General features: G+C 72.3%; 18 protein-coding genes. 11 read left to right on the forward strand and 7 right to left on the reverse strand.

Annotated features, from left to right (window positions below):
- Positions 1-175: 175 nt before the first annotated feature.
- Genes IW256_RS17945 through hypF form a run of 5 tightly spaced genes read left to right on the forward strand, consistent with a single transcriptional unit; the run spans position 176 to position 4,459 of the window.
- A complete protein-coding gene (locus IW256_RS17945; protein WP_197012084.1) occupies positions 176-604 on the forward strand; it encodes a PadR family transcriptional regulator in 429 nt (142 codons plus the stop codon).
- 18 nt (positions 605-622) lie between these two features.
- Positions 623-1,249 carry a D-sedoheptulose-7-phosphate isomerase gene (locus IW256_RS17950; RefSeq protein WP_197012085.1) on the forward strand — a complete coding sequence of 209 codons (627 nt, stop codon included), beginning with the start codon at positions 623-625 and terminating at the stop codon, positions 1,247-1,249.
- Positions 1,246-1,524, forward strand: a complete 279-nt coding sequence (locus IW256_RS17955; RefSeq protein WP_197012086.1) for a hydrogenase assembly protein HupF — start codon at positions 1,246-1,248, stop codon at positions 1,522-1,524. The genes IW256_RS17950 and IW256_RS17955 overlap by 4 nt, the downstream gene beginning before the upstream one ends.
- Entirely contained in the window at positions 1,521-2,171 is a 651-nt protein-coding gene (locus IW256_RS17960; RefSeq protein ID WP_197012087.1) for a D-sedoheptulose-7-phosphate isomerase, read from the forward strand. Before IW256_RS17955 ends, IW256_RS17960 begins: the two co-directional genes overlap by 4 nt.
- A complete protein-coding gene (hypF, locus tag IW256_RS17965; RefSeq protein WP_307828934.1) occupies positions 2,168-4,459 on the forward strand; it encodes a carbamoyltransferase HypF in 2,292 nt (763 codons plus the stop codon). Before IW256_RS17960 ends, hypF begins: the two co-directional genes overlap by 4 nt.
- A gap of 137 nt (positions 4,460-4,596) precedes the next feature.
- Here hypF and IW256_RS17970 read toward each other — a convergent pair whose 3' ends face one another.
- Positions 4,597-5,790, reverse strand: coding sequence for an MFS transporter (locus IW256_RS17970; protein ID WP_197012088.1), 1,194 nt, complete (start codon positions 5,788-5,790; stop codon positions 4,597-4,599).
- A 328-nt stretch (positions 5,791-6,118) separates the two neighbouring features.
- Between IW256_RS17970 and IW256_RS17975 the strand changes: the two genes are divergently transcribed.
- A complete protein-coding gene (locus tag IW256_RS17975) occupies positions 6,119-6,529 on the forward strand; it encodes a hypothetical protein (RefSeq protein WP_197012089.1) in 411 nt (136 codons plus the stop codon).
- An 86-nt stretch (positions 6,530-6,615) separates the two neighbouring features.
- Here the strand turns inward: IW256_RS17975 and IW256_RS17980 are convergent, their stop codons facing one another.
- From IW256_RS17980 to IW256_RS42755, 4 genes are all read right to left on the reverse strand, one after another.
- Positions 6,616-8,013 (reverse strand): hypothetical protein, encoded by a 1,398-nt coding sequence (locus tag IW256_RS17980; RefSeq protein WP_197012090.1) that lies wholly within the window; start codon positions 8,011-8,013, stop codon positions 6,616-6,618.
- Between the two features lie 228 nt (positions 8,014-8,241).
- Positions 8,242-8,733, reverse strand: coding sequence for a VOC family protein (locus IW256_RS17985; RefSeq protein WP_197012091.1), 492 nt, complete (start codon positions 8,731-8,733; stop codon positions 8,242-8,244).
- A 50-nt stretch (positions 8,734-8,783) separates the two neighbouring features.
- Positions 8,784-9,170: a peptidase inhibitor family I36 protein gene (locus IW256_RS17990; RefSeq protein WP_197012092.1), complete on the reverse strand. Its 387-nt coding sequence runs from the start codon at positions 9,168-9,170 to the stop codon at positions 8,784-8,786.
- Positions 9,171-9,375: 205 nt separating this feature from the next.
- Positions 9,376-9,666, reverse strand: coding sequence for a molybdopterin-dependent oxidoreductase (locus tag IW256_RS42755; RefSeq protein ID WP_197012093.1), 291 nt, complete (start codon positions 9,664-9,666; stop codon positions 9,376-9,378).
- A gap of 274 nt (positions 9,667-9,940) precedes the next feature.
- On the opposite strand from IW256_RS42755, the gene IW256_RS18000 reads away from it, so the two are divergent.
- Both IW256_RS18000 and IW256_RS18005 read left to right on the forward strand, forming a co-directional pair.
- On the forward strand, positions 9,941-10,495 hold the full coding sequence (locus IW256_RS18000) for a YciI family protein (RefSeq protein ID WP_197012094.1): 555 nt from the start codon (positions 9,941-9,943) through the stop codon (positions 10,493-10,495).
- 185 nt (positions 10,496-10,680) lie between these two features.
- A complete protein-coding gene (locus IW256_RS18005) occupies positions 10,681-11,088 on the forward strand; it encodes a RidA family protein (RefSeq protein ID WP_197012095.1) in 408 nt (135 codons plus the stop codon).
- A 65-nt stretch (positions 11,089-11,153) separates the two neighbouring features.
- Here the strand turns inward: IW256_RS18005 and IW256_RS18010 are convergent, their stop codons facing one another.
- The gene (locus tag IW256_RS18010; RefSeq protein ID WP_197012096.1) at positions 11,154-11,534 is read right to left on the reverse strand and encodes a winged helix-turn-helix transcriptional regulator; all 381 of its coding nucleotides are present in this window, start codon (positions 11,532-11,534) and stop codon (positions 11,154-11,156) included.
- A 229-nt stretch (positions 11,535-11,763) separates the two neighbouring features.
- On the opposite strand from IW256_RS18010, the gene IW256_RS18015 reads away from it, so the two are divergent.
- On the forward strand, positions 11,764-12,444 hold the full coding sequence (locus IW256_RS18015) for a GAP family protein (protein ID WP_197012097.1): 681 nt from the start codon (positions 11,764-11,766) through the stop codon (positions 12,442-12,444).
- A 37-nt stretch (positions 12,445-12,481) separates the two neighbouring features.
- Here IW256_RS18015 and IW256_RS18020 read toward each other — a convergent pair whose 3' ends face one another.
- Positions 12,482-12,877, reverse strand: coding sequence for a DUF6223 family protein (locus tag IW256_RS18020; RefSeq protein ID WP_231403828.1), 396 nt, complete (start codon positions 12,875-12,877; stop codon positions 12,482-12,484).
- 218 nt (positions 12,878-13,095) lie between these two features.
- Between IW256_RS18020 and IW256_RS18025 the strand changes: the two genes are divergently transcribed.
- Both IW256_RS18025 and IW256_RS18030 read left to right on the forward strand, forming a co-directional pair.
- A complete protein-coding gene (locus IW256_RS18025; RefSeq protein WP_197012098.1) occupies positions 13,096-14,211 on the forward strand; it encodes a sensor histidine kinase in 1,116 nt (371 codons plus the stop codon).
- Positions 14,208-14,870: a response regulator gene (locus tag IW256_RS18030; RefSeq protein WP_197012099.1), complete on the forward strand. Its 663-nt coding sequence runs from the start codon at positions 14,208-14,210 to the stop codon at positions 14,868-14,870. The genes IW256_RS18025 and IW256_RS18030 overlap by 4 nt, the downstream gene beginning before the upstream one ends.
- Positions 14,871-14,886: the final 16 nt, after the last annotated feature.

The following is a 14,886-nucleotide window of genomic DNA, read 5'->3' on the forward strand; positions in this document are numbered from 1 at the left end:
CCCGCCGCCGGTCCCCGTCGACAGGCCGCCGGACGGTCCGCGCCCTCGCCCCGCCCTATAGCCGATCACGGCCAAGCGATCACCAGACCTGGAGATTCGCGCCGGGGCACCCGGGAACGATGGTGACGCTATGTAGTTGAAGGGCCACACTTCACTGTCCGGAAGGAGAAGCGTCGTGTACGGCAGCGAGGCGCGCGGCCTGCTCCACCCGTTCCTGCTTCTCCTCATCTGCGAACGGCCCGGGCACGGGTACGAGCTGATCGACCGGCTGGCCTGCCTGGGCGTCCCGGACGTGGAACCGGGCCACGCCTACCGGGTGCTGCGCAACCTCGAACGCGAACGGCTCGTGGTGTCCACCTGGGTTCCGTCCGAGACCGGACCGGCCCGGCGGCGCTACGAGCTGACCCGCGAGGGCCTGGCCGACCTGGGCTCGTGGATGGCCCGGCTGGCGCGGCTGGGCGAGGTGCTCGACGCGTGCGTGACCCGCTGGGGCAAGGCGGCGGCCCGCGCCGCCGCCCGCGGCTCCGACGCCTCCGCGCCCGCCCCCCGGCCACCGGAAGGCCGGGTGCCCGGCGGGCGGCGCAGCTCCTCCGCCGTCACCTGACCCGAAAGGAGGACCGTCATGGCCACGGCACAACGGCCGCCCCTGGTACCGGCGGTGCGCGCCGCGTTCGAGCGCCGCACCGGTCCCGGGCGGGCCCTCGCCGACGACGCCGAACGCGTCGCGCGGGCCTGCCACGCCATGGCGGCGCGCTTCCACCAGGGCGGCAAGCTCATCGTGTTCGGCAACGGCGGCGCCGCGACCGACGCCCAGCACATCGCCGTCGAGTTCGTCCACCCGGCCATCGTCGGCAAGCGCGCCCTGCCCGCCGTCTCCCTGACCAACGACTGCGCCGCCCTGACCGGCATCGCCAGGGCCGAGGGATTCGACGCCGTGTTCGCCACGCAGCTCAGGCCGCTGGCCGCCCCCGCCGACATCGCGCTCGGCCTGTCGCGCGACGGCCGCTGCCCCAACGTCCTGCGGGGCCTGGAGACGGCCCGCGGGCTCGGGCTGCTCACCATCGCCCTGGTGGGCGCCGGCGGCGGGGACATCGCCGGCAGCCCCGCGGTCGACCACGCCCTGGTCGCCCGCGCCGACGACCCCTGCGTGGTGAAGGAGGTGCACGTGACCGTCTATCACGTGCTGTGGGAACTGGTGCACGTCTTCATCGAGCAGCCCGGGCTGCTGGAGGGGAAGGACACGCGATGACGCCCCAGGAACACTGCCACGGCGAGGTCTGCGTCACCTGCGCCGACACCGCCGAACGCGTCCGGGTCCGCGCGCTGCTCGGCGACGGACTCGCCCTGGCCGACACCGGCACCGGCACCGAGGAGATCAGCGTGGCGCTGGTGGACGCCGGCGAGGGCGACGTGGTCCTCGTGCACGCCAAGGAGGCCATCGCCGTGGTGGAGACCGTCGCGGACCGCGCGGGGGAGACCGTCCCGGACGGCGCGGGGGCGTCCCCGCGCGGGGAGGGCCCATGACCGGGGTCGAGGCGCTCTACCCGTTCCTGTACGCCGGGGAGACCGACCTGGACGCCGTCCTGGCGGAGGTCCGGCGGTCCACGGCGGAGAAGGCCGCCGAGATCGTCGCGCTGCGCGACTCCCTCGCCGGACTGCACGGCGACCGCCTCGTGGCCTGCGCGCGGCGGCTGGCCGGCTCGTTCCGCGACGGCGGACGCCTGTTCACCTTCGGCAACGGGGGCAGCAGCACCGACGCGCAGGACCTGGCGCGGCTGTTCCTGCGCCCGCCGCCTCCCGCGCGACCGCTGCCGGCGTTCTCCCTCCCGCACGACGTGGCGGTGCTCACGGCACTGGCCAACGACGTCGGCCACGAGGTGGTCTTCGCCCGCCGGCTGGCCGCCCTCGCACGCCCCGGCGACATCGCGGCCGGGCTGTCGACCAGCGGCGGATCGGCCAACCTCCTGCGCGCCTTCGACGAGGCCGCCCGCCTCGGCATGGTGACGGTCGGATTCGCCGGGTACGACGGCGGCCCGATGGCCGAGGCCGGCACCGTCGGCCACCTGTTCGTCGTGCCGTCCTCCTCGGTCCACCGGATCCAGGAGGCGCAGGCCACGCTCTACCACGTGCTGTGGGAACTGACCCTGCTCGCCCTGGACGGCGGGCTGTGATCGACCCGGGGGTGGAGCTGCCCGCGCGGACCCGGATCCGGATCCGCGTCGAGGGCACCGTGCAGGGGGTCGGGTTCCGCCCCTTCGTGTACGCGCTGGCCGCCGAGCACGGCGTGGCCGGCTTCGTGGGCAACGACTGCGGAGGAGTGTTCGCCGAGGTCGAGGGCGACCCGCCGGCGCTGGCCGCGTTCGTCGGCGCCCTCGAACGGCGGGCGCCGCCGCTGGCGGTGGTGGAACGCGTCACCACCGAGCCCATCCCGGCGGTCGGGGAACGCGGGTTCCGGATCGCGCCCAGCGAGGACGCCGAGGCCCGCAGGGCGCTCGTCCCGCCCGACCTGGCCACCTGCGAGGACTGCCTGGCCGAGGTGTTCGCCCCGTCCGGGCGGCGCCGCCACTACGCCTTCACCAACTGCACCGGCTGCGGACCGCGGTTCACCATCGTCACCGGCGTCCCCTACGACCGGGCGGCCACCACCATGGCCGGTTTCGCGCTGTGCGATGACTGCGCGGGCGAGTACAAGGATCCCGAGGACCGGCGCTTCCACGCCCAGCCGGTGTGCTGCCCGGCCTGCGGACCGGCGCTGCGCTTCCACGGCCCCAACGGCCGCCCGGTCCGGGGCGAGCCGGTCGAGGTCGCGGCCCGGTGGCTGCGGCAGGGCCGGATCGTGGCGGTCAAGGGCCTGGGCGGCTACCACCTGGCCGTCCTCGCCGACCATGAGGCGGCGGTGACCGCGCTGCGCGACCGCAAGCACCGGGAGGCCAAGCCGTTCGCCGTGATGGTGCCCGACCTCGACGCCGCCCGCACGCTGGTGGGCCTGGAGGAGGCCGCCGAACGGCTGCTGAGCGGCACCCGCCGCCCCATCGTGCTGCTGCCGCGCCGGCTGGACGCCCGGGTGGCGCAGGCGGTCGCGCCCGGCGCCCGCCACCTGGGGATCATGCTCCCCTACACGCCGCTGCACCATCTGCTCGCCCGGCGCGTCGCCCGTCCCATCGTCCTGACCAGCGGCAACGTCTCCGACGAACCGATCGCCCACCGGGACGAGGACGCGGTGACCAGGCTGTCGGGGATCGCCGACGGGTTCCTGCTGCACGACCGCCCCATCCACGTGCGGGCCGACGACTCGGTCGTCCGCCTGTTCCGCGGCCGGGAACTGCCGCTGCGGCGCTCCCGCGGGTACGTGCCGTCCCCCCTGACCGTCCGGACCCGGTTCGCCCGGCCGCTGCTGGCCTGCGGCGCCGAGCTGAAGAACACCTTCTGCGTCGCGTCCGGGGACCGCGTGTTCCTGTCCCCGCACATCGGCGACCTGGAGAACTACGAGACGCTGCGGTCGTTCACCGAGGGCATCGAGCACTTCTGCCGCCTGTTCGGCGTGCGCCCGCAGATCATCGCGCACGACCTGCACCCCGACTACCTGTCCACCAAGTACGCGCTGGAACGCGGCGACGCCGAGACCGCCGCCGTCCAGCACCACCACGCCCACATCGCCTCCTGCCTCGCCGACAACGGCCACGACGGCCCAGTGATCGGCATCGCCCTGGACGGCCTGGGCTACGGGGACGACGGCACCCTGTGGGGAGGGGAACTGCTCGTCGCCGACCTGGCGGGTTACGAACGGGCCGGGCACCTGGAGACCGTTCCGATGCCGGGCGGCGCCGCGGCGGTCCGCGAGCCGTGGCGGATGGCCGCCGCGCACCTGGACGCCCTCTACGGCGACGACGTGCCCGACCTGGCCGTCGTACGGCGCCACCCTGACCAGTGGGCCTCCGTCACCACGCTGGCGCGGACCCGGACCAACGCCCCCTCCACCTCCAGCGCCGGCCGCCTGTTCGACGCCGTCTCCGCGATCGTCTGCGGCCGGGACACCGCCGCCTACGAGGGGCAGGCCGCGATCGAGCTGGAGCAGCGGGCCGACACCGGCGAGCGCGGCGGCTACGCCATGACCGTCACCGACGGCGCCCCGCTCCTCCTGCGCGGCACCGACCTGGTCCGGGGCGCGGTCGACGACCTGGCCTCCGGTGTCGGCCCCGGCCGGATCGCCGCCCGCTTCCACAACGGGCTGGCCTTCGCCCTCGTCCGCGCGGCCTGCGCGCTGCGCGACCGCACTGGCCTGCGCGTCGCCGCCCTGTCCGGCGGCGTCTTCCAGAACATGATCCTGCTCGAACGGGTCGTGACCGGCCTGGAACGCGAGAACTTCACCGTCCTGGTCCACTCCCGCGTCCCGCCCAACGACGGCGGGATCTGCCTCGGCCAGGCCGTCGTCGCCGCCACCCGCCTCGCCACGCCCTGATCCCCGGCCGGAGAATCGAGGAGATTCCCCGGCGGGCGGTGCCGGATTCGCGTCCCCGGCTCCGATCTCTGCCGTGAGGCGCCCCGCCAGCGGACGTGCGGCCCGCCTCCCCTCGCCCGCCGGCGGGTGACGGCGCCTCACGCGCGCGCCGTCACCGCCGTGGCCGGGGCCGCCGACCGCGCCGCGGCCACGAACAGGGCCAGAGCCGCCATCCCCGCCGTCCCCGCGATCAGCGGCAGGAGAGCGGGACCGGCGGTGTCGATCACCGCCCCGCCGACGGCGCCGCCCAGGGCGACGCCGAGGTAGGTGCCGGAGGTGTTCAACGCCAGCGCCTGGGCGGAGACCGGACCGGCGAGCATGTGCAGGCGCGCCTGCACCGCCGGGGAGTTCCAGAACGCCGCCGCCCCCCAGACCGCCACGACGGGCAGCAGCACCACCACGGGAACGGGCCGCAGCGCCCACAGCGCCGCCAGGGCGCCCATGGTCAGGATGAACGCGGCGACGCCGGCGGCCAGGGTCCGGTCGGGGCCGCGCCGGTCGGTGGACCGGCCGCCCGCCCAGATGCCGGCCATGCCCGCGACCCCGGAGACGGCGAACAGCACGCCGCGTTCACCGGTCCCGGCCGAGGCGAGCCCGGCGGTGAACGGCGCCAGGTAGGTCAGGAGCATCATCGAGCCCAGCATGAGCGTCACGTTCGCCGCCAGCCCCAGCGAGATCGCGGGACGCAGCAGGATCGCGAGCTGCGAGCGCAGCGGCGGGGGCGGCGGCGGGGGCGGCGCCGAGGCGGCGCTTCCCGGGAGCCACGCCGCGAAACCGGCCGCGACCAGCGCCCCCGCCACGGCCATGGCGCCGAACGTCGCCCGCCAGCCGAGCGTGCCGCCGATCCAGGTGCCCGCGGGCACCCCGGCGGCGATCGCGCCCGTCACGCCGAAGGCGACCACCGCCACGTACCGTCCGATCCGCTCCGGCGGGGCCAGCGCGGCGGCGACGCTGAACAGGGCGGGCGTGGCGGTGGCGGCGGCCAGCGCGGCGGCCACCCGCAGCAGGACCAGCGGCGGGTAGGACGGCGCGAGCGCCGCCAGCGCGTTGGCGGCGGTGAAGGCCACCGCCGCCGCGACCAGCACGGTGCGCCGCCGCAGCCGCGCCGTGGCGATCGCGGCGACCGGGGCCGCCACCGCGACCGTCACCGAGAACACCGTGACGAGCTGGCCCGCCGCGCCCGTGGACACGTCGAGGTCGCCGGAGATCTCGGGGAGCACGCCGGCGATGACGTAGTCGTCGGTGTAGAAGATCAGCGCGCCCAGGGCGAGCGCGACCAGCCACCGGGGCAAGGCGATGCCTCCTGATTCGTGGAAACCTCCGCGTCGGCGCGCCGTGAGCGTGCGGTCAGCGGATGAGCGCGCCGATGCGGGGGGGGCGGGGCGACGCCTGCCGCCGCCCGTTCCCCGCCGTCGCGGCGGCGACGCTACCAAAGGCGTCACAGCGAATTCGACTCGTTTTTCCGGTAACGAGCGGGAGGTCGCCGGCCTTCTGATTTCGCGGCGGAAACACCGGCGACCGCGGTGACGATCCCCTTACTTTTCGCAGGTCAGAGCGGGTGCCGTGTTATCTCTGTTCCCCATGGGCGCTCGGTGCGCCCGGTTGGATCACGGAGGTTCAGTGAAGAAATTCGCCCGTCCGGCCGCCGCGGCTCTCGCCGCCGCCGCGCTGGCCGTCCCAGGAACCGCGGCGGCGTCCGCCACCGCGCCGGAACAATTCCGCCCGCAGCATGAACATTCCCTGCAAAGCCCCATAACGCGACCGGCCGTTCACCGGGCCGTCGGCTCGCTGTGGCTGTATTACGACTCGTTCTTCTCCGGGCAGGTCCAGGAGGTGCAGGACCCGGGGACGACGGCGTGCGTCAACCTGCCGTGGGAGTTCGAGACCTGGTCGCAGAGCAGCGAGTCCTCCGTCAACGTCCAGGTCTTCAGCCAGGCCGACTGCGGGGGGAGCTCCGACCACACGTTCGCGCCCAACGAGTACCAGCTGTTCCTGCCGCTGACGGTCGTCTCGGCCAGGTTCCAGCATTAGGGCGGCGCCCGCGCGAAACCGCCGGTCAAGGGCGGCGTACCGCTCTTGACCGGCGGCGTTCCTCCGGACGGGCAGGCCCTAGAAGGTCAGCATCCGTGCTCGCCCGTCGCAGGGTTCATGCTGAACGCGTAACGGCGGTCCCCGCTGCCGTACAGGCAGTTGACCCCGCCGACGTAGGCGTAGTCACGGACATTTCCGCCGTTGACGCCGGGATGCCTGTTCGGGGTGGGGAACTGCGTACACCTCGCCTGGGTGGACCAGTTGTAGCAGAGGGCGGCTCCCGGGTAGCGCGAGTCCTGGCTGTAGAAGGGGAAGTACGTGCGCAGGTTGCCACCGACCGCCAGGCTCGTCGGCTGGAAGCTCACGCTGCCCACCCCTCCTCCCGGGAAGACGTCGGCCAAGCCCGGCGGCGTCGCCATGGCGGCACCGTTGAGGTCGAAGCAGGCCACCGTGGGCGCCGCGACGCTCTGCTTGCCGGTGACCGTGCACACGCCGGTCACCGTTCCGCCCGCGTTGTAGGCGGGGAACACGCTGGTCGAGATGTAGGCGTCCGCGGCCGTTGTCAGCACCTTGGTGCCCCATCCGGCGCACGGCGCCGCGGTCCCGGTGTCGAAGCAGGACAGCGTCGGGTCGTGCGGGCTGGTGTTCCGCGCCGGGTTGCGCCCGTTCGAGGTGATGTAGAGCCGCTCGTTGACGGCCGTCATCGAGCCGATGAAGTTGCCCGGCCCCAGGCCCGCCTTGTCCTCGTTCGGCGGGACCCCGCCCGCGTACGGCTGGCCGTTGCAGGGCTGCTGGTTCGAGGTGTTCATGCACACCACCTGGCCGCTGGTGGTGACGCCGTGCAGCTGGGAATTGGCGCGGACGAAGCCGGTGATGCCGTTCACGTTGCTCTGGCCGGCCGTGCTGGTCAGCGGTGCCAGCGGCGTATAGGCGCAGTTGTACTGGTTCTGCAGATCGAGGCAGCCCGCCCCGACCGATCCGTTCGGATATCCCGGAGAAGCCGTCCGGGTGATCGCCGGATAGAACACCTTGGTGCGGGACGGATCCGTCACGAACTGCACCACCTGGCTGGTGGAGATGTCCCCCGCGGTCCCGGTGTTGAACGGGATCGCCTTGGTGTTCAGCGGCAGCGGCCAGGTGCCGACGCCGTTCTTGACCGGGCACAGCGTCCCGGTGGCCACGTCCACACAGGAGATCTTCGGAGCCGTCCCCGGCACGTAACCATGGTGGCCGATGACCCAGAGCTTGAGCCCGGCGTTCGCCCCGGTCTCGTTGAACAGGACGGGGAACCCGTCCACGTTGCTGTTGACGCCCGCGGCGGGCAGGGACCGTTTGGCCGCCACCGCGCCGCGCCCCTCCATCATCAGAGCGGGCAGCAGCGCGATCGCGCACACCGCCGTCCACCGGAGCCATGTGCGGGAACCGCCACGGGCGAAGGGGGGCCGTCTCCGCCCGGCCTTCTCGCCAGAACTGAATGTTCGCATGCCGAAATGATGTCCTCCGGCATCCGCTCGATCGGTTCTCACTCGGCCAAGCAACGGCGAAGAAAGCCTCTATTTCAGAGGCGCTATCTGACAATCAGGTGATCATCCATCTTTCTTATCCAGATCCTTTCAGTGAATCATCACGGTGTTCGGTGTTCGCCCGGTACGCGGGGATCACGCGGGGGCGAGGCGACGGTCAGGACGCGGGGACCGGCGCCGTTCGGATCCTCACCCCCGCGGAACCTCGATGCCCATCGCCCGTATGCGGTCGGCCTGCGCGCTGTCGGGATCGAGCGGCTGGGCGGCCGTCATCACCACCCGTACGTTCTCCGGCGTGACGACCGTCAGCTCGATGGCGTTCCAGGGCATCTCACGCGGCCCGCCGGTGCACCCCGCCACGAGTCCCTCGCACCGCTCGGCGATCTGGTCGAGCTGGCCGAGGACGCAGGAGAAACCGACGCTCATCGCGGGAAGCCGGCCCGCCTCTTCGGCGGGCACGAGCAGGACGTCCTGGAAGGCCCAGCGCCGCAGGTGGGTCAGCCTGCCCGGTACGGAGAACAGGTCGACGAACCCGAGCCCGCGGACCCAGAAGTCCCGCGAAGCCTCCAGATCGGGAGTGGGGACGGTGACGAACATAGGCATGCCGTAGATGCCGCGGTAGATCTCGGGGGCGGCGGCGTCCAGTGCCGGCATGGGAACGGGGCTGACGTATTCGCTCATGCCCCGATCGTCGAGGCTCCAGTCACGTCAAGGTCAAGCCCGGCCCGAGGTCAGCCGCAGCGGTCGTTGTTGAGCTTCAGCGAGGAACCCCATTGGCCCACGGCGTACCCCCTCAGGTCGGGGATCCGGGTACCCGCCTGGATGCAGGTATGGGAGCCGCTGTAGTGACCCGAACGGTAGATCCGCGCCGTGCGCGGTGTGGAGCCGTTGTTGATGACCGACAGCGTTCGGTCGTTGATCGGGGTCTTGACGAGGCTGACGCTGCCGTCGCTCGCGCGGCGCACGTAGGGCGTCCCGCGAAAGCCGACCTGCGGATAGATGCACACCTGCCCGCTCCCGCAGGGGACCCGTGCCGAGGCGCCCGCCGCGCCCGCCGTGCTCAGCGGCACGACCACCAGCATCGACGCGGTGGTCGCCGCCACGAATGCGTGTCTCATCGGATGCTCCGCTCTCGGAAGCAAGGGCCGGGCCGCCCGGGGGCCACGGACCTCGACGTGAGTAGCCAACTGACTACTCACTGTAATCAGACTGTTGATGGGCTTCTGTGTCGAGCCGGGCACCCTTTCCTGGATCCCCCGTCATTGGAGTCAGGCGTAACATCCCGGCGTCACACCGCCCGGCGTCACGTCGGCCGGGGATCGGTCAGAGAGGCTGCCGGTAGCCGAAGAACTCGTGGTCCTGGTTGTAGCCGCCGTAGCCCCCGCCGATGTCGGAGAAGTCGGCGACGAACTCGATCGCCTTGACCCACTTGACCTGTTTGAAGCCGAGTTCGAGCTCATTGCGCAGGCGCAGGGGGGCGCCGTGGCCGAACGGCAGTGGCCGGTCGTTCATGTCGTAGGCGAGCATCGTGAGCCTGCCGCGCATGTGCCGGATGGGGTGGGCGTCGTAGCAGGTGCCGCCGCCGGCGCCTTCGCCCAGGGAGTAGAACACCACCGGACCATCCCTGGATGCAGAAGTGCTAGGTGATCTGGGTGTGGACGGGCAACTTCCGCAGGTCTGCCAGGGACAGCTCGACAGGGTGGGCGACCAGCCCGCCGATGCGCAGCCGATAGCCGGAGAAGCCCCCGGCCTGCAGGGCCTTGTACTCGGGGGAGTCGGGATAGCGGCCGTTGTGCCAGAAGTAAGTTCGGGTGGATCTCCGACCCGGCGGCGTATCGGTCGGAGCCGGTGACGCAGCCCGGCCGGGCGATGGTCGAGACTGTGAGGCATGGAATTCTTCTGTTTCCACCGTGACCGGCCCGGCTCGCTGGCGCTGCGCGAGGAGCTGCTGGAAGAGCACTGGTCCTACATGGACCGGTACGCGGAGGAGATGATCGCCCGCGGCCCGGCCTTCGGCGCCGACGGCGAGACCCTCGCCGGCAGCGTGCACATCGTCGATCTGCCGGATCCCGCCGCCGCCCGCGCGTTCGCCTTCGACGAGCCCAACTACCAGGCCGGTGCGTACCGGGACGTGCTGCTGCGCCGGTGGCGGAACACGCTGGGACGCACGATGTGGGATTTCCCCGGCGGCTCGACCGGGGGCACCCGGTACCTGGTCCTCGGCCTCGGCCTCGGCTCAGGGCAGGCCGCCGACCTCGCCGTACCGCCCGTCCCGGACGAGTTGATCGCCTACGGGCCGCTGCTGTCCGACGACGGCACCACCTGGCTGGGTACGGCGGCGCTGGTCCGGGCCCCGGACCCGGACACGGCTCGCGCCGTCCTGACCCCGGACCGGTACGCCGACATCGAGGTCCACCCGTGGGAGTTCGGCGGGCGACGGTAACGAAAGGTTCTGTGGGGCACGTCCTGAACTGCTAGGTCACCAGAAGGTTCCCCAGTCACCCAAAAGTGCGTTCTTCCAGGTCAGCCCTCACTCTCTTATAGTTTCCAAGTAACCACGAGAGAGCAGTCAGTCCTGGGCTGCGCGGAGGCGAGGCCCGGGTTCTCACGACATAGGAGGCGGGAAGCATGGCCATCACCCTGGTGAACCCCAGCGGATTGCCGGAGATCGACGTGTACCGGCAGGTGTCGATCGCGACCGGGTCGAAGCTGGTCCACATCGCGGGGCAGGTCGCCTGGGATGCCGACGGGGTCACGGTCGGCGAAGGCGACCTCGCCGCCCAGGTCGAGCAGTGCTACCTCAACATCGGCACCGCCTTGGCCGGGATCGGGGGCTCCTTCGACGACGTGGCGAAACTGACCGTCCACGTCGTCGACTGGACCCCCGAGAAGATGCCCCTGCTCCTGGAGGGGATCGCCCGGGCGACCGCGAAGCTCGGGGCCGCGCCCGTTCCGCCGGCGACGCTGCTGGGCGTCGCGGCACTGGACGTCCCCGACCATCTGGTCGAGGTCGAAGCCACCGCGGTCCTCGACTGAACGGGTGCTCGCAGTGGCCCCGCTGATGGCGGGGGCCGCTGCGAGGCGCCCCGTGGCTTCACCCGTCAGGCGTCGAAGCGGCGGCGGGAATCCTCGATGTGACCGAGGTACCGGCGGGTCCAGCCGCACATTCCATCGACCGTCATCCGCAGGGCCTGGCCCGCCTCGGTGAGGGTGTACTCGACCCGCGGCGGGACGGTGGGATGCACGTTCCGCTCGACCAGGCCGTTCCGTTCCAGCATGCGCAGGTTCTGGGTGAGCATCTTGTGGCTGATGCCTTCGACCTCCTTGCGCAGCTCGCTGAAGCGCAGGGTGCGGTCGCCGAGGAACTCGATGATCAGGAACGCCCACTTGTTGGCGACGTCCGAGAAGATCTCCCGCGCCAAGGAGTCCGCGCGCGCCAGGTCCGCCTCCATGGGCGAGCCTTTGAACTGCTTGGTCCCCATCATCTTCCCCTGCGCTCGCCCTGGTCCAGGTCAGCCCTCACTCTCCTACAGTTCCTCGGTAACCACAAGAGAGCACGAATCCGCCGCCCGGCCGCGCGGTCCGCAACCCGCATCGGACGGGGACGGGCGCCTTGCCCTACCGGTTCGCAGATCTTGAAGGTCCGGTGCGGGCGGACGCGGCCCGTGGCGGGGTATCTCGCCTGGTAAAGCTGATCAGGTCGGGGGCGAGATGGGCGAGGCGCTGGGGGAGTTGCTGCCGGTGGCGGTGGCCGTGGCGGTCAGTCCGATCCCGATCATGGCGGTGATCCTCATGTTGCTGGCGCCGCGCGCCGGCGGGGCCAGTGTGGGGTTCCTGGCGGGATGGGTCGCCGGGATCGTGGGGGCCACCGTGGTGTTCTGGGTGCTGGCGGACATGGCCGGGCTGGAGTCCGCTTCGGGTGAGCCGTCCGCGGAGGAGTCGTGGATCAAGCTCGCCCTGGGGGTGGGGATCCTGGTGCTGGCGGTGCGTCACTGGCGGGAGCGTCCCCGGCCGGGGGAGCCGGCCGGGTTGCCGGGTTGGATGAAGGCGATCGACAAGGTGACCGCGGCCAGGGCGATGGCTCTGGGAGCCGGGCTGTCGGCGGTCAATCCCAAGAACCTGATGCTGTGCGCGGCGGCGGGGGTGACGATCGCGCACGCCGGTCTCGCGCTGGGCTCCGACGTCGTGTTGGTGGCGGTGTTCACGCTGGTGGCCGCCTGCACGGTGGTGGCTCCGGCGGTGGCCTACCGGGTGGCCGCCGAGCGGATGCGCGGCCCGCTTGATCGGCTCCGGGCGTGGCTGGAGCGTGACAACGCCACGGTGATGTTCGTGCTGCTGCTGGTCATCGGCGTGGTGCTGGCGGGTAAGGGCATCGGCGGGCTGATCGGCTGACGCCGCGTTCGCCGCCGGGACGCGCGGGCGGCTGACTTCACCCCTTGACCTCGCCGCGCGACCGGGGGCCACGGGCCAGGGCCAGCCCACCGACGACGACGGCGATCAGCCCCACTCCCATTGCCACGATGGCCCCGCCCAGCCCGTTGCCGCTGCCGACGGCACCTTCGGAGGTCGCCGCGACCAGCGCACCGAGGGCCATGCCGATCAGCCCCGCGGCCAGGGCCACCACGGCCCCGCGCCGCCCGTTGCCCGCGCCGAAACGACCGGTGGGGCGGGCCAGGGCCAGCCCGCCGACGACCACGCCGATCAGTCCGGCCAGCGCGGCCACGAGCGCCAGGATCCGCCCGGAACTCATGGTGTAGGCGGCGGCGGCCGGCTGGATCGAGTCGTGCACCGCGGCCGGGACGGCAAGCACGGATCGGACTGGCATGAGGTGCTCCTTCTCCTCGTACGACAGGACGTCGCCCGATCATGTCCGCCGGACCCGCCGCCGGTCGTCCGGCGGACGGAGACAATCCGCGCTGCCGCCGAAGCCGCATCCGGCTGCCGCGGATGCCGCGCGAGCTGGGAAGGTACCGCGCACGCGGTACCCGGACGATCGTCCGCGGGCAGGAGCCGCCCGCGCGGACATCCGGCTAGGGTTCGCGCATGAGCAGGGGACGGATCGCTCTCAGAGACTTCGCGATCGCCGCCGGTGTGGCGGCGATCCTGCTGGTCACCGGGCTGTCCGGGCAGCGGTCCGCCACGAGCCTCGACCTGCTCGGCCCCGCGCTGCTGGCGGCCGGCGGCCTGGCGCTGGCCGCGCGCCGCCGCGCCCCGGTTCCCGTCCTGGCCGTCACCGGGCTGTGCGCGGTGGGGTACCAGGCGGCCGGTTTCGACGTGCCCGCCGTCGCGTACCTGTTCGCGGTGTACGCGGCCGTACGGGCGGGGCACCGCGCCGTCACGGTGGCGGTGAGCGTGGCCGTCCTGGCGGCCCTGCCCCTCGCGGCCCTGGCCTCAGGTCTGCACGACACGGGCGAGGCGTTCGCGCAGGCCCGGGGCGCCCTCGAGGTGGCCTGGCTGATCGCCGCCGGCGCCGCCGGTGAGGCGCTGCGTCAGGCCGAGCGGCGGGCGGACGAAGCCGAGCGCACCCGGGAGGAGACCGCCCGGCACCGCGCCGACGAGGAACGGCTGCACATCGCGCGCGAACTGCACGATTCGCTCACCCACCAGATCTCGATCATCAAGGTGCAGGCCGAAGTCGCCGTCCACGTGGCCCGCAAGCGCGGCGAACCGGTGCCTGAGGCCCTGCTGGCGATCCAGGAGGCCGGGCGCGAGGCGACCCGGGAGCTGCGCGCGACCCTGGAGGCGCTGCGCGACGACAGCACGACCCCGCCGCGCGGTCTCGACCACGTCCCGGAACTGGTGGAACGGGCCCGCAGCATCGGCCTGGACGCGACGCTGACGATCGAGGGAGAGCGGCACGACGTTCCGGCCGCGGTGGACCGGACCGTCTACCGGATCGTTCAGGAGTCCCTCACCAACATCGCCCGGCACGCGGACGCCGCCACGGCGTCGGTCCGGATCGACTGCCGTCCGGACCGCCTCGCGATTCGCATCGACGACGACGGCAAGGCCACGCCCCACACCGCTCCGGCACCCGGCGTCGGGCTGCTCGGCATGCGCGAACGGGTCACCGCCCTCGGCGGGCGGCTGCGCGCCGAACCGCGCGGCGAGGGCGGCTTCACCGTCCAGGCCGATCTCCCCGTGGAGCAGACCACATGATCCGTGTCCTGCTGGTCGACGACCAGCCGCTCCTCCGCAGCGGATTCCGCGCGCTCCTCGACCTCGAAGACGACATCGAGGTGGTGGCCGAGGCCGCCGACGGGAAGGAGGGCCTGGCTCTGGCCAGGGAACACCTGCCCGACATCGCGCTCATGGACATCCAGATGCCGGTCATCGACGGCATCGAGGCGACCCGGCGCATCGCCGCGGACCCGGCCCTGGCCGGGGTCCATGTCGTCATCCTCACCAACTACGGCCTGGACGAGTACGTCTTCAACGCGCTGCGCGCCGGCGCCGCCGGATTCCTCGTCAAGGACATCGTGCCCGAGGACTTCCTGCACGCCGTACGCGTCGCCGCGCGCGGCGACGCCCTGCTCGCACCCTCGATCACCCGCAAGCTCATCGACAGGTACGTCACCCAGCCGCTCGACACCGGCACCGTCACAGGGCTGGAAGAGCTGACCGACCGCGAACGCGAGGCCGTCGCCCTGGTCGCCCGGGGCATGTCCAACGACCAGATCGCCGCCCACATGGTGATCAGCCCGATGACCGCGAAGACCCACGTCAACCGGGCCATGACCAAGCTGCACGCCCGTGACCGGGCTCAGCTCGTCGTCCTCGCCTACGAATCCGGCCTGGTGACCCCGCGCAACTCCTGATGCCGATCCGGCTCAT

The organism is Actinomadura viridis (genome assembly GCF_015751755.1).
GTDB classification, from domain to species: Bacteria; Actinomycetota; Actinomycetes; order Streptosporangiales; family Streptosporangiaceae; genus Spirillospora; species Spirillospora viridis.